Origin of the sequence: Bacillus sp. MD-5 (assembly GCF_002201875.1) — a bacterium.
GTDB lineage: Bacteria > Bacillota > Bacilli > Bacillales > Bacillaceae > Bacillus > Bacillus stercoris.
The window spans coordinates 726,234-740,823 of record NZ_CP021911.1; the positions used below are offsets into that span (position 1 = coordinate 726,234).

Sequence of the window (14,590 nt, forward strand, 5' to 3'; positions counted from 1 at the left end):
AAACTGATTCCGACTCGGAATCAGTTTTTTTGTTTATTGGGTTCTCTCAATTCGGACCGCTTCCTCAAGCATTTGCACATTGTTTTGGTACAGCTGGCGAACGAGTATTCGTCTTGCTGCAAGGCTGGCGCTGAAATAATCATCATCCTTCACCATGCCTTTCACCGTAAATTCGACGCCGCGATTGATTTTATTCAAAGCGGTGATGCCGTGGACTTGAAACGGTTCTGCCGGATTGCCGAATTCATCCCGCTTCAATGAATCACGAAGCTCTTCATTCAGCATGTCACATGCCTCTTCCAACACGCTGTACACGCGGTCTGGATCTTCTTTAAAGCTGATAAGAAACGATTCGATAATCCGCATAAAATGGATATTATAGTTCTCTATCTGCCTGACCTCGCCGTTGCTGATGGTGAGCAGTTTGCCGCTCCATTCCCGGATTTGCAGCGAGCGAAGGCCAATCTCCTCCACTGTCCCGTTAAACAAGTTGTTGACGGTGACATAATCGCCTTTGTGCAGCTGGCGTTCATATATTAAGAAGACACCGGCCAGCACATCTTTGATCAGAGATTGGGCGCCAAAACCGATCACGATACCTGCAACGCCTGCTCCGGCTAATATCTTGCCGAAATCATGCACAAATAAAGAAATAACGTAAAAGATAAATCCAATCGTCGCCGTATATTGGGTGACAGAACGGACAAGGCTTTCAATCGTTTTTTCCTTTTTTTCTTCAATAAAGTCCGTCCGTTTAAAAAACAGCTGTACCAGCCGGTTGATGATAAAAACACCAATCCAAAGGATAACGGCAACGAGGAGAATATCGACGATTTTATTCTGGAAAATCTCTGTAAGTGTTTCTTCCATCCGCATCTAACTCCTGGCTTGACGTTTTGTGAAATCTGTATCCTGATAATAAGTGTTTTTGACAAGAACATTCGGTCCGAGGCACCGGACATTCGGGCAGTGGCAACTCAGTTCTTTTGCAAGCTTGGTCTCTCTCCATTTTTCATAGGCGGAAGGGAGGCTGTCCGTCTGAATATTGCCAAGCGGCGGAGTATCGCCGAAATCGGTCACGATAATGTTTCCGTCAAAAATGTTTACATTCAGGCGAGAACGGCCGTCAGGGTCATTTCGCACGGTAACGTTTTTTGCCGAGCGAAGCCGGCGAAGCAGCTTTTGGTCGTCTTCGTCCGGACTACAGGCATAAAACGGCAGCGTTCCGAACAGCATCCACGTATTTTCATCACGAATATCCAGCAAGCGGTGAATGGCCTGTCTCATCTCTTTCAGGCTGAGGGATTCAAGAGCGCTTGCGAAATCGCTTGGATACATTGGGTGGACCTCATGACGCTGACATTTCATATCTTCTGTGATTTGGCGGTGAATATGCTCAATATGCGGAAGAGTTCGTTTGTTCAGCATCGTTTCCGCAGATACCATTACTCCGGCATCCACGAGCGTGCGGCTGTTTTCGATCATTTTTTCAAAATAGCGCGCGCGCTGTTCGAAGGTCGGTTTTCTGTCCATCATGGCAAAGCCGATTTCAGCAAAATCTTCAACTGTACCCCAGTTATGAGAAATATGTAGCACATCGAGATACGGAATGATCCATTCGTACCGCTCAATGTCGAGGGTCAGGTTTGAATTAATTTGTGTCCGTACACCCCGTTCATGGGCGTATTTCAATAAAGGAACGACATATTCCTTTACTGATTTCAACGAAAGCATAGGCTCTCCGCCTGTAATGCTGATGGAGCGCAGGCGAGGGATTTCCTCCAGCCGTTTTAACAGAAGATCTATTGGCAGAGCATTCGGGTCTTTAGGCTGCAATGTATAGCCTACAGCACAATGCTCGCATCTCATATTGCAAAGTGTCGTCGTTGTGAATTCAACGTTTGTCAGCTGCATGTCTCCGTATTGGTCAACATCCATATAGGCTTCCCAAGGATCAAACTCAGGCGTAATCGGACGCAGCTTCGTGTTTTGTGTCATGACTATCTAACTCCTTTATAAATGGGCATACTAACGCTGCCAACAGTTAATTTTAGACCTGATTTGCCAAGATCGCAAGTAGCGCGGCGATTGAAAAACCGCAAAAAATGAGCTACCATAATAAAAAATGAATGGAGGAACAGCATGGGGAACGCCGTAAACAATAAAGACCAGCAGATTGATTATTTAAAGAACAGACTTGACATGTTTATGAACGTCATCGATTCATTAGACCCTGAAGCAACCGACGTTGAAGATATAGACAGGCTCATCAGCATGCTTGATGACCTGGAAGCCAAATACGAACGTTTTAAAAAAGATTGGGAATAAAACCGCGCGTCGGCGCGGTTTTTTCTATTGGCATAAAGCAACAGTATAAAACAAAGCCCCTATCTGTAAAATAAGAAAAAATGCAGAAGGAGCGCTGGCCATGAAGTGGATGTGTTCAATATGCTGCGCCGCCGTATTGCTTGCCGGAGGTGCAGCACAGGCGGAAGCGGTGCCGAATGAGCCGATTAATTGGGGGTTTAAACGAAGTGTCAATCATCAGCCGCCAGATGCCGGGAAGCAGCTGAACCGCTTAATTGAAAAATATGATGCGTTTTATTTAGGGAATACAAAGGAAAAAACGATTTACTTAACGTTTGATAACGGGTATGAAAATGGCTATACGCCAAAAGTGCTTGATGTCTTAAAAAAACATCGCGTAACAGGAACGTTTTTTGTCACCGGGCATTTCATAAAAGACCAGCCTCAGCTGATTAAACGAATGTCAGATGAGGGCCATATTATCGGCAACCATTCCTTTCACCATCCGGATTTGACGACAAAAACAGCTGATCAGATTCAGGATGAACTTGATTCAGTCAACGAAGAGGTTTATAAAATTACGGGAAAGCAGGACAACCTGTACTTGCGCCCGCCGCGCGGCGTGTTTAGTGAGTACGTACTGAAAGAAACGAAACGCCTCGGCTATCAAACCGTTTTCTGGTCAGTCGCTTTTGTTGATTGGAAAATCAATAACCAGAAGGGGAAGAAATATGCTTACGATCATATGATCAAGCAGGCGCACCCAGGAGCTATTTACCTGCTTCACACTGTATCAAGAGACAATGCTGAAGCACTGGATGATGCGATCACAGACCTGAAAAAACAAGGCTACACTTTTAAAAGCATTGATGATCTGATGTTTGAGAAAGAAATGAAGATGCCGTCCTTGTAATGAGAAAAGCCTCTCCTGAAACGGAGAGGCTTTTCTTTATTTTATACATTTAATCAGTGCGGCCCAATCCAGATCTCCGAAGCCTTGTTCAATCCCGCTTTCAAAATGGCTCTTGGCCAGCTCGGCAAGAGGAAGATTTGCAGAAACCTGTTCTGCGGCGGCGATTGCCAGATTGGTATCCTTCAGCCCTAATGACATTTTGAAACCGGCCGGCTCAAATTTCTGCTCGGCCATGATGGTTCCGTAATTTTGGTAGACAGGGGAGCCAAAAAGCGCGCTGGCAATTTCTAAAAACTGTTTTTGTTCTAAGCCGTACTTCTCCATCATTAAGAAAGATTCAGATAACGCCTCCAGCATAGACACGAGTAAGAAATTGATGCTGATTTTCGCTGCATTTGCTATCTTGCTTTCTTCGCCGACGTCAAATACCTGCTGGCTGAGGCTATTGAGCAGAGGCTTGGCGGTTTGCTTCGCTTCCGCCGGTCCTGCTGTTATGATGCGAAGCGCGGCTTTGGCTGCGGCATCCGGTCTGCCAAGGACGGGAGCGGCGAGAAAGGATTGCCCTTTCTCTGCATGAGCCGCTGCGAGCTTCTCTGAGAATTCAACACTGATCGTGCTCATCGAGATGTGAATGCCATCCTCTGCTAATCCTTCAAGCAGCCCGTCTTCTCCAAATGTCACGGCGCTGACAGAATCATCATCTGCAAGCATTGTCATGACAATATCAGCGGACTTTGCCGCCAGCCGCGGCGTATCAGCTGCCTGTGCGCCTTCTGTGACAAGTTCTTCCGTCTTTTGTTTCGTCCGGTTATATACAGTCAATTCGTAGCCTGCTTGAAGAACATTTCGGGCAATGGGCTGTCCCATATTGCCGAGTCCGATGACAGCAATTTTCAATCTGATCACTCCCTGAATATTTTTTCCATTATAAACAATATAAACAGAATATGCATAGCAATCGGCTTACAACAAAAAAGAACAGCTTCCCGCTGCCCTCATTTAAAAATATTGAACCATCCTTTATGTACAAACCAAATCAGCATCCCGATCACAAGCGCGGCCATCAGGCCAAGTACAGCAAAATATCCGTATTTCCAATGCAGCTCCGGCATGAAGTCGAAATTCATACCGTATACACCGGCAATAAAGGTGAGCGGGATGAAAATGGTCGACACGATCGTCAGTGTCATCATAATCGCATTCATCCGGTTTGAGTTTAGCGTCACGTAGCTGTCACGCAAATCGGACGTCATGTCCCGGTTGGATTCCACAATTTCAGACAACTTTAACAAATGATCGTATATGTCACTGAAGTAGGCTTTCGTTTCCCGCTGCTCTTTCACATGGTCAAGGCTTAAAATCCGATAGAGCAAATCACGCATCGGGATAATTGTCCGTCTTAAATGCAATAGGTCTGTTCTGAGTTCAAACACCTCGTTCATCAGCGTTCCATACGTTTTGTGAGAGCGGCTTTCTTCGATTTCATTCAGCCGGTCCTCAATTTTATACACGAGAGGAAAATATTCATCGACAAGCTGATCCATGATCATATAAGAAATATGCCCAGGCCCTTTTTTAGATATATCCGGTGAAGCATACAAACGCTCCCGGACTTTGGCGATACCGGGCGTTTCGTGTAAATGAAAGGTAACAATAAATTGTTCGCCCTGAAAAATATCGACTTCCTCCGTCTCTAGTGTTTCCTTATTCAGCGCATGAATCACGTAAAAACGATAGCCATCATAATGGTCAAGCTTCGGCCGCTGCATGTGCTGGAAGCAATCCTCAATGGCAAGCGGATGAAAATGAAAAAAATCTCTCAATAACGCCGTTTCCGTATCCTCCGGGCCGTAAAAATCAACCCAGTACCATGCAATATCAGGCTGTTCCACTCGTTCAATCGGTATATTTTTCAGCAGCTGATGCTCTGTTGTGATTGCGGTAATGTTGATCATAAACAACCCTCCACCTGCCATTATATCATGCGGTCTTTATGAGAAAAGTATACGGTACTCTCTGCCTGTTTCCAGCGGCATGTTATACTGAAAAAAAACGGAAAAAGGGTGGATCACATGTGGAAGGAAAAAGTATCTGTCACGCCGCCGTATCATTTTGACCGCGTATTGGACAGGCTGTCTTTAGACCCCCTCAATGCTGTCGATCGAGAGGCGAGAGAAGTCCGCGTGCCGATCAGAAATCAAGCGGGAGATGTGTGTATTGTAAAAGTCCAGGCGTTAGGCCATGCTGACGAGCCTGAGTTTCTCGTTAGCGGGGAAACGGATCAGGATGAGATGATGAAGGAAATCAAGCGGATTTTTCAATGGGAACATCATTTGCAGCACGTTCTGGATCATTTTTCAAAAACGAGTCTGTCCGCCATTTTTGAAGAGCATGCCGGGACACCGCTTGTTCTGGACTACAGTGTGTACAACTGCATGATGAAATGCATCATCCACCAGCAGCTCAATCTGTCCTTCGCTTACACGCTAACAGAACGGTTTGTTCATGCATTTGGCGAGCAGAAGGATGGCGTGTGGTGCTATCCAAAGCCGGAAACAATTGCAAAACTCGATTATCAGGATCTGCGTGATCTGCAATTCAGCATGAGAAAAGCGGAATACACCATTGATACATCAAGGATGATCGCAGAAGGCACACTCAGCTTGTCAGAACTGACGCATATGGCGGATGAAGACATTATGAAAAAACTGATCAAAATCAGGGGCATCGGCCCGTGGACCGTGCAAAACGTCCTCATGTTCGGACTTGGCCGTCCCAATTTATTCCCGCTTGCCGATATCGGCCTCCAGAATGCCATCAAACGCCATTTTCAGCTGGACGATAAGCCGGCAAAGGATGTCATGCTGGCGATGAGCAAGGAGTGGGAGCCTTATTTAAGCTATGCGTCTTTATATTTGTGGAGGAGTATTGAATAATTCATCTGACAATGAAGGAAAACCTGCAAACGTGTTATACTAGTTAGATGTGAAAAAACATTTCACTTTCTGCCATCCGCAGAAAGCTTCATATAGAAACGGAGAGAAAAACGTGAACCAACAAAAGAAACAGGCGCCCGTCGAACTGAAGGTCGGACAAACCTTTCCGCTGACGATTAAGCGTCTCGGCATTAACGGAGAAGGTGTCGGCTATTTTAAGAAAAAAGTCGTCTTCGTGCCCGGCGCACTTCCTGGTGAAGAGGTTGTTGTGCAGGCCACAAAGGTCCAGCCTAAGTTTTCGGAGGGCCGCATTAAGAAAATCCGCAAAGCGTCTGAGCACCGGGTCGCACCGCCTTGCCCCGTGTACGAACAATGCGGCGGCTGTCAGCTCCAGCACCTTGCATACAGCCAGCAGCTTCGAGAAAAACGCGACATCGTCATTCAGTCTCTTGAACGCCATACGAAGTTTAAAGTAGAGAACATGGAAATCAAAGAAACGATTGGCATGGACAATCCGTGGAATTACCGCAACAAAAGCCAATTCCAGATCGGGCGCTCGCAAAGCGGCAGCATCATCGCCGGCTTATACGGCCTTGATTCTCATGACATCGTTCCGATTAAAGATTGTATCGTTCAGCATCCGGCAACCAACAAAACAACAGGCATCGTCCGCCGCATTTTAGAGGACTTCAATGTGTCTGTTTATAATGAAAGAAAACGAAAAGGCGACGTTCGCACGATCGTGACGAGAGTCGGCTTTGAAACAGGCGAAGTGCAGGTCGTGCTTGTAACCGCAAAAGAAACGCTTCCGCACAAGGAAGAAATCGTCAAAGCCATTCAAAAGCGATTGCCAGAGGTCAAATCCATTATTCAGAATGTAAACGGGGAGAAAACCTCAGTGATTTTCGGTGAGAAAACAAAACCGCTCGCCGGAAAAACAGTGATTCAAGAGGTGCTCGGCGATGTAGCCTTTGAATTGAGCGCCCGCGCTTTCTTCCAGCTCAATCCCGAACAGACCGTCAAGCTGTATGACGAAGTGAAAAAAGCGGCGCAGCTGACCGGAAAAGAAAAAGTCGTAGATGCGTATTGCGGCGTCGGCACTATCGGCATGTGGGTGGCGGACGGAGCGAAGGAAGTCCGCGGCATGGACGTCATCAAGGAATCAATTGACGATGCCAAGAAAAATGCCAAAAAACACGGCATGGCAAATGCCACATACGTAACAGGAACAGCCGAGCACTGGCTCCCGAAATGGACGAAAGAAGGCTTCCGCCCGGACGTCGTCATCGTAGACCCGCCAAGAACCGGCTGTGACAGCACGTTCTTGGACACGATCAAAAAAGTCAAACCGAAACGCTTCGTCTACGTTTCCTGCAATCCATCCACGCTTGCGAAGGATTTGCAGACGCTGTCAAAGGACTATCGCGTGGACTATATTCAGCCTGTCGATATGTTTCCGCAGACTGCTCATGTTGAAGCAGTGGCGAGGCTTGTATTAAAATCGTCTCATTAAGTCCTAATCAGATCTGGATTTCGGTAGTATGAACAATTCCGATTTCCAGGTCTTTTTCATGTGCAGCCCTAGTTCTGACTGTCTTTCTCAATTCACTAGTGACTTACTTAGCGATCTCTATCTTCTTTATCTTTTTTTGATAAGAAAGTAGATCAACTTAAATTAATTACGTTCATATCAACGCCCATAAAAGTCTTGTGTATTATCTTCATCATAATTTGATTCTTCAGCGTGAGAGCTTATAGGCTGACTGGATACAATTACAAATATGAAAACCATCGAAATTCTTCATTTTTTATACTCTATTTCCTTTATGCATTTTATTAAATAATAAGATTGTATATAATTTGTCCCCCTTCTAAAAAATAAAATATAAGTAAAACATTAAATATATATTTTTCTAATTAGCAGTGATTATCCCGAAAAAATTAGCTTAAGTATGATTGAATTACATGAGTAGAATAATGTAAAACAAAAGATGTATTTTCATAATTTGTAAAATCATATATTGACTTGCAGTTATTATGTGTAAAATATTATTTATGGAAATGTAAGGAAAGGTAAGGAATTAAATGGATAAAGTGTGCAAAAAACGACCGTTATTTAAAAGAAGTTGGTTTCAAACGTTGTTGGCATTTTTAGTTTCACAGCTGTATTTTAATTTTGTAGAATTAACGGGATGGGGCCCTAATTATAGAGAAATGAATGGATTCCCAGCAAACATAGTTGAACTGGATTTCTTTCAAACATATCTTTCATTCTATGATAATCCATGGTTTAATATTATTACTGTTTTCTTGGGAGTTTTCACTATTATACAAATAATCATAGGTATAACAAAGGATATTCGAAATTAAAGCAATAACTTCTGATGCCTTATTAATGATGAAAGAAATGAACACTTTCTTATTAATCTTATGAGTGAAGACTGCGACACTTAGTCAGCAGTCTATTTTATTGGTTCTGGATCAGGATTACCGTCCTCACCCTCAAGCGGTAAGTTAAGGCTTTTTCATTCTCTCGAGTACTCAGATATGCCACCCCAACTCAATTTACTTAATCAGGTTATCTCTTGAAATTAGTTTTTCCACAAATGATATTGAGATACGGATATGGTGTAGCGTTAAATATCTTATCTCGATAACAGGACAATTATTTTGCTTTTGTAATAGGGAGAACTCATATGATATTCTATTTAGGTTGGAATACTTTTTATCCAAAAAGTTCAAAAGTAAGGCCACTAAGAAAGATGAAGGTCAGCGGTAATATTAATAAACCACAATATAGATATAAAAAATAGGTGTAGATAATCATCACACTTTTTTCTCTTTCGAACCGATTATAAGGTTCAGGGGTTGAAGAACTATATGGGGATAATTAAAGCGATACTCCATTACGTTAACCCAATTAAGGTGTTCTATCTTATCTATTCTATTTCAGTTTGCTGTTTCACTTTTGATCGTGTAAAAGTGAAATGTTCAACATTTCCTATAGTTTGATAAGAAATGCTTTCGCATGCTATAAGTGTAAAAAGAAGCATGGTCAGTTTTTAATTTTGGGATAAAGGTTTGACTGTATCCCATCATGAAAGGATTTGAATGTATGATAACAGATAATTTCTGGCGTGAATTACCACGGCCATTTTTTGTATTGGCACCAATGGAAGATGTGACAGATGTTGTTTTCCGGCATGTAGTAAGTGAAGCAGGCAGACCGGATGTGTTTTTTACAGAGTTCACAAACTCAGAGAGCTATTGCCACCCGGATGGGAAGGATAGCGTACGCGGCCGTTTGACTTTTACAGAGGATGAACAGCCAATGGTAGCCCATATATGGGGAGATAAGCCTGAAAACTTTCGTAAAATGAGTATTGGCATGGCAGAGTTAGGATTTAAAGGCCTAGATATCAATATGGGCTGTCCTGTGCCTAATGTGACACAGAACGGTAAGGGAAGCGGCCTTATCCGCCGGCCGGAAGTTGCAGCAGAGTTAATACAAGCAGCAAAAGCAGGGGGATTGCCTGTAAGCGTAAAGACAAGACTTGGTTTCACGGATGTGGATGAATGGCGCGAATGGCTGACACACATTTTGAAGCAGGATATTGCCAATCTTTCTATTCATCTGCGTACAAGAGCAGAAATGAGCAAAGTGGATGCGCATTGGGAGCTCATCCCGGAGATTAAGAAACTTCGTGACGAGGTGGCACCAGATACACTGTTAACAATAAACGGAGATATTCCTGACCGTCAAACTGGCTTGAAACTTGCTGAACAATACGGCGTCGATGGAATTATGATAGGGCGCGGTATTTTTACAAATCCATTTGCCTTTGAAAAGGAGCCGAAAGAGCATAGCAGCAAGGAATTGCTTGATCTTTTAAGACTGCATCTGGATCTTCATGATGAGTATTCAGCATTAGAAGCACGTCCGTACAAACCTCTTCCTCGCTTTTTCAAGATTTACCTTCGCGGGTTCCGAGGGGCAAGTGAATTAAGAAACCAATGTATGAACACAAAGTCAACAGATGAAGTGCGTGCATTGCTCGATGAATTTGAGAGGAAGTATCTTGATGGGGCGGAGCCAAAGTAAAAAGTGTTCCAATTCAAGGTGAGAGCGAACAGGGACATTAAACTGGTGTGAATGCGGTATTGCGCCAGATTATTCCTGCAAATGTTCATCTCGATATTCAGGGAGACATGCTCCGAGAAGCTGTTGAAGTATTATAAGAATCAAGATAGCAGGGATAGTTGTCCTTGCTATCTTTTTTTATCTAAATGGATAGGATAAAATACATGGTAATAACAGGAGATGGTGCGGATACAATGAAGGGGGGGTAACGGTGAAAGAATTCCCTATAATTGAAACAAAAAGATTATGTTTAAGAGAAGTAAACTTTGAAGATGCCAAAGATATGCTACCATATCTTTCAGATCAAGATGTTGTTAAGCCGATGGGGTTAGACCCCTTTGAAACAACTAAAGATGTTTGGGAAGAGATTAGGTGGTATAAATCCATATTTGAAAAAGGTACAGGAATCAGATGGGGAATTACACTTAAAGATTCTGGCATCGTAATAGGAAGTTGTGGATTTCTTAATAGACTTGCAAAACACTATCGAGCTGAAGTTGGGTATGAATTAAGCAAAGATTACTGGAGAAAAGGAATCGTCAGTGAAGCTTTAGAGGCTGTTGTCAAATATGGATATAACCACTTGCAGCTGGAAAGAATTGAAGCTCTTATTGAACCTTCTAATATCCCATCGATAAAACTAGTAGAAAAACAAGGTTTTAGCAGAGAGGGTTTACTGAGACATTATGAATTTGCTTGTGGTAAATTTGAAGATTTATATATGTATTCAATGATCAAAGGAGATTTTACATCTGGTTTGAAAAAAGATAAAAACAATAATGTGAGGAACTAACTGCCCGGGAGATGGAAAATGAAACAGGGGCACTTGTTATTTCGAAATAGGGGGAGAGAAAAATGAAACGGCTATGCATCATCCCCTGTGGCAAGAAAAAAATCTGGGATGTCCAGCCTGATGCCGGGCCGGTAAGAGCGGCGGACGCTTATCTCAGCCCGTTTCATCAGGCGTGCGAGCGGTATGCGAAAGCATTTTTCGATGAGTGGGTGATTTTGTCGGCGAAGCACGGCTTTCTTCGTCCTGATGATATCGTATCGGAAAATTACGATGTCACTTTTGGCACCGGTCATCCGGAAATCATGACAGCGGAGGAGCTGGGACGCCAATTTTACGAAAAGGGCTTTTCTGATATTGAAGAGCTAGTCATGCTTGGCGGGAAAAAATATCGAAACGTTCTCAACGCCGTCATCGGAGAGCACCAGCATATCAGCTGGCCGCTGTCATCGTACAAAGGCATTGGCTATATGCTTCAAGCATTGAATCGGGCTGTTGAAGAAAAGCATGAACTATAGCGCATATATGCAGAAAAGAGTGTGAACATGAAAAAACTTGTATTTGGCTTGCTTGCCATTGCGTTATTCGGATGCGGACTATATATCTATCATATATGGTTCGGTGATCCATTTTCGAAAAATGCTGCAGAACAGAAGCTAGTCTCTTATGTGAAACAAACCTATCCGAAGAAAGAAATCAAGATCACGAATGGGATATATAACGCTAAAACGTCTGAATATGTATTCGAAGCAACCTCTCAATCTCATCACTACCCAATGTGTACGAAGGGATTTTTGCATCCCAACGTAACGTGCGATGGAATTGAAGAAGCGTATACCGAATCAGTAGCAAAACATGTAAATGAAGAAGCATCGAAGGCAATCGAATCAGATCTGAAAAAAGCAGTTCCTCGACTTATAAAAGCTGATGCTGCTTTGAGTATCGAAAACGGACAGTTCACGTTAGATACAAAATGGAACAAACAGCTGGCTGAAAAAGCGCCTATGAGCATGACGATTCAGTTAGACGCCAGCGGGTTATCAAAACCAGATGCCGCAAAGATGGCGGAAACGGTCAGAAAAACGCTTAATGAAAAGGGATATACATACTCAAACGGCACGATAGACTGTATGCAGAAGGACGGGGACGGCGGTATCGGATATGTCAAATATTCAATTGATTTTCTTTCAAAAGCGGCTAATCAATCAAACGATGCAGAGGAACTAGGAAGTTAAAATCATTTCCAAGGAAATAAATACGTCGATCATTGTCAAAGGCCGGGTGATGCCCGGTCTTTTTTTGTATGCTGTAAAACGAGACAAATGGATCAGTTTGAGACAAAACGAGACACCCGTCTCAAACTGTCTCCAGTGTAAAAATGAAAAGGCTGATTTGACGGGCTTCAAATACTGGCACACTTCTTGCTTTTATAATCGTGAACCCTAAATAGAAGGAGGCGCACAAAATGGAATTGTTAAAACGAGAAGGCTTGTCATTAACTGAGGAAAAAGCGCTGTGGATGTACCAAAAGATGCTGGAGATCAGGGGCTTTGAAGACAAAGTGCATGACCTGTTCGCCCAGGGAGTGCTTCCTGGATTCGTTCATTTATATGCCGGTGAGGAAGCCGTGGCTGTTGGGGTGTGCGCTCATTTACATGATGGCGACAGCATTACAAGCACACACAGGGGACATGGACATTGTATCGCCAAAGGCTGTGATCTGGATGGCATGATGGCGGAAATTTTCGGGAAAGCGACCGGATTGTGCAAAGGCAAGGGCGGTTCTATGCACATTGCGGATCTTAATAAAGGCATGTTAGGGGCAAATGGAATCGTCGGAGGCGGATTTACGCTCGCGTGCGGATCAGCGCTCACGGCTAAATATAAACAGACTAAAAATGTAAGCGTTTGCTTTTTTGGAGACGGGGCAAATAACCAAGGCACCTTCCACGAAGGGCTGAATCTAGCGGCTGTATGGAACCTTCCTGTCGTGTTTGTTGCTGAAAACAACGGCTATGGGGAAGCTACCCCATTTGAGTACGCATCAGCCTGTGATTCAATCGCCGATCGGGCGGCTGCTTATAACATGCCGGGGGTTACAGTTGACGGGAAAGATATTTTAGCAGTTTACCAGGCAGCCGAGGAAGCGATAGAAAGAGCAAGAAACGGCGGAGGCCCGTCTTTGATTGAATGTATGACCTACAGAAACTACGGCCATTTCGAAGGGGATGCCCAGACCTATAAAACGAAGGATGAAAGAGTTGAGCACCTTGAAGAAAAAGATGCCATTCAAGGCTTTAAAAACTACCTTTTAAAAGAAACAGATGCTAATAAACTGTCAGACATTGAACAGCGTGTCAGCGAATCGATTGAAAAAGCCGTCTCGTTCAGCGAAGACAGCCCATATCCAAAAGATTCGGAGCTGCTGACAGATGTGTACGTGTCATATGAAAAAGGAGGAATGTAAGAGATGGCGAGAGTCATAAGCATGTCAGACGCGATCAATGAAGCAATGAAGCTTGCGATGAGAAGAGATGAAAATGTGCTTTTGATCGGTGAGGATGTCGCCGGGGGAGCGGCTGTCGATCATTTGCAGGATGATGAAGCATGGGGCGGTGTATTAGGGGTTACAAAGGGGCTCGTACAGGAATTCGGGCGCACAAGAGTGCTGGACACACCGATTTCTGAAGCGGGCTACATGGGTGCAGCTATGGCTGCGGCATCAACCGGGCTGAGACCGATTGCAGAATTAATGTTTAATGACTTTATCGGCACATGCTTTGACCAGGTGATCAACCAAGGGGCGAAATTCCGCTATATGTTCGGCGGTAAAGCGCAAGTGCCGATTACCGTCCGCACCACATACGGAGCGGGATTTCGGGCCGCTGCCCAGCATTCACAAGCGCTGTATGGCCTTTTCACGAGCATCCCGGGACTGAAGACGGTTGTTCCATCCAGCCCGTATGATGCCAAAGGTCTGCTGCTTGCAGCAATAGAAGACAATGATCCGGTGTTCTTCTTTGAAGACAAGACGTCCTACAACATGAAGGGCGAGGTGCCGGAAGATTATTATACAATTCCGCTCGGAAAGGCCGACATCAAACGTGAAGGCAATGATGTCACGCTATTTGCAGTCGGCAAGCAGGTCAATACCGCGCTTGAAGCAGCTGCACAGCTTTCAGAGAGAGGCATCGAAGCTGAGGTGCTTGATCCCCGCAGTCTGTCTCCTCTTGATGAGGATGCGATTTTCACATCGTTAGAAAAAACAAACCGGCTGATCATCATTGATGAAGCCAATCCGCGATGCAGCATTGCCACGGATATTGCAGCGATTGTCGCAGACAAAGGCTTTGATTTGCTTGATGCGCCGATTAAACGGATTACAGCACCGCATACACCAGTGCCGTTTTCACCGGTGCTTGAAGATCAATATTTGCCGACACCAGATAAAATTGTCAGCGTCACGCTTGAATTGCTTGGCGAGCCGGCAATGAACTAAAGGG

At 44.2% G+C, this 14,590-nt stretch carries 15 protein-coding genes; 11 read left to right on the forward strand and 4 right to left on the reverse strand.

The window, feature by feature from the left end; translation table 11 throughout:
* Nucleotides 1–33 precede the first annotated feature (33 nt).
* Entirely contained in the window at nt 34–876 is an 843-nt protein-coding gene (gene mscC / locus CDO84_RS03400; protein ID WP_082033036.1) for a mechanosensitive ion channel protein MscC, read from the reverse strand.
* Nucleotides 877–1,998: a radical SAM/CxCxxxxC motif protein YfkAB gene (gene yfkAB, locus CDO84_RS03405; RefSeq protein WP_040083733.1), complete on the reverse strand. Its 1,122-nt coding sequence runs from the start codon at nt 1,996–1,998 to the stop codon at nt 877–879.
* Between the two features lie 144 nt (nt 1,999–2,142).
* Here yfkAB and CDO84_RS03410 point away from each other — a divergent pair, with 144 nt between their 5' ends.
* Nucleotides 2,143–2,328 (forward strand): SE1561 family protein, encoded by a 186-nt coding sequence (locus CDO84_RS03410; protein ID WP_003223132.1) that lies wholly within the window; start codon nt 2,143–2,145, stop codon nt 2,326–2,328.
* 100 nt (nt 2,329–2,428) lie between these two features.
* The gene (gene pdaA / locus CDO84_RS03415) at nt 2,429–3,220 is read left to right on the forward strand and encodes a delta-lactam-biosynthetic de-N-acetylase (protein ID WP_040083732.1); all 792 of its coding nucleotides are present in this window, start codon (nt 2,429–2,431) and stop codon (nt 3,218–3,220) included.
* Nucleotides 3,221–3,256: 36 nt separating this feature from the next.
* On the opposite strand, the gene CDO84_RS03420 is transcribed toward pdaA, so the two are convergent.
* The gene (locus CDO84_RS03420; protein ID WP_040083731.1) at nt 3,257–4,117 is read right to left on the reverse strand and encodes an NAD(P)-dependent oxidoreductase; all 861 of its coding nucleotides are present in this window, start codon (nt 4,115–4,117) and stop codon (nt 3,257–3,259) included.
* Between the two features lie 98 nt (nt 4,118–4,215).
* Nucleotides 4,216–5,175, reverse strand: coding sequence for a magnesium/cobalt transporter CorA (corA, locus tag CDO84_RS03425; protein WP_040083730.1), 960 nt, complete (start codon nt 5,173–5,175; stop codon nt 4,216–4,218).
* Between the two features lie 117 nt (nt 5,176–5,292).
* Here corA and CDO84_RS03430 point away from each other — a divergent pair, with 117 nt between their 5' ends.
* From CDO84_RS03430 to acoB, 9 genes are all read left to right on the forward strand, one after another.
* A complete protein-coding gene (locus tag CDO84_RS03430; protein ID WP_040083729.1) occupies nt 5,293–6,156 on the forward strand; it encodes a DNA-3-methyladenine glycosylase family protein in 864 nt (287 codons plus the stop codon).
* 112 nt (nt 6,157–6,268) lie between these two features.
* On the forward strand, nt 6,269–7,669 hold the full coding sequence (gene rlmD / locus CDO84_RS03435) for a 23S rRNA (uracil(1939)-C(5))-methyltransferase RlmD (RefSeq protein ID WP_040083728.1): 1,401 nt from the start codon (nt 6,269–6,271) through the stop codon (nt 7,667–7,669).
* Nucleotides 7,670–8,241: 572 nt separating this feature from the next.
* Nucleotides 8,242–8,526, forward strand: a complete 285-nt coding sequence (locus CDO84_RS03440) for a YfzA family protein (protein WP_040083727.1) — start codon at nt 8,242–8,244, stop codon at nt 8,524–8,526.
* Nucleotides 8,527–9,274: 748 nt separating this feature from the next.
* Nucleotides 9,275–10,258 (forward strand): tRNA dihydrouridine synthase, encoded by a 984-nt coding sequence (locus CDO84_RS03445; protein WP_040083821.1) that lies wholly within the window; start codon nt 9,275–9,277, stop codon nt 10,256–10,258.
* A gap of 250 nt (nt 10,259–10,508) precedes the next feature.
* Nucleotides 10,509–11,090 (forward strand): GNAT family N-acetyltransferase, encoded by a 582-nt coding sequence (locus CDO84_RS03450; protein ID WP_040083725.1) that lies wholly within the window; start codon nt 10,509–10,511, stop codon nt 11,088–11,090.
* Nucleotides 11,091–11,152: 62 nt separating this feature from the next.
* The gene (locus tag CDO84_RS03455; protein WP_040083723.1) at nt 11,153–11,605 is read left to right on the forward strand and encodes a DUF6884 domain-containing protein; all 453 of its coding nucleotides are present in this window, start codon (nt 11,153–11,155) and stop codon (nt 11,603–11,605) included.
* A 27-nt stretch (nt 11,606–11,632) separates the two neighbouring features.
* Nucleotides 11,633–12,322 (forward strand): YfjL-like protein, encoded by a 690-nt coding sequence (locus tag CDO84_RS03460; protein WP_040083721.1) that lies wholly within the window; start codon nt 11,633–11,635, stop codon nt 12,320–12,322.
* A 230-nt stretch (nt 12,323–12,552) separates the two neighbouring features.
* Nucleotides 12,553–13,554, forward strand: a complete 1,002-nt coding sequence (gene acoA, locus CDO84_RS03465; RefSeq protein WP_014663222.1) for an acetoin:2,6-dichlorophenolindophenol oxidoreductase subunit alpha — start codon at nt 12,553–12,555, stop codon at nt 13,552–13,554.
* Nucleotides 13,555–13,557: 3 nt separating this feature from the next.
* Nucleotides 13,558–14,586 carry an acetoin:2,6-dichlorophenolindophenol oxidoreductase subunit beta gene (gene acoB / locus CDO84_RS03470; RefSeq protein WP_014663223.1) on the forward strand — a complete coding sequence of 343 codons (1,029 nt, stop codon included), beginning with the start codon at nt 13,558–13,560 and terminating at the stop codon, nt 14,584–14,586.
* Nucleotides 14,587–14,590: the final 4 nt, after the last annotated feature.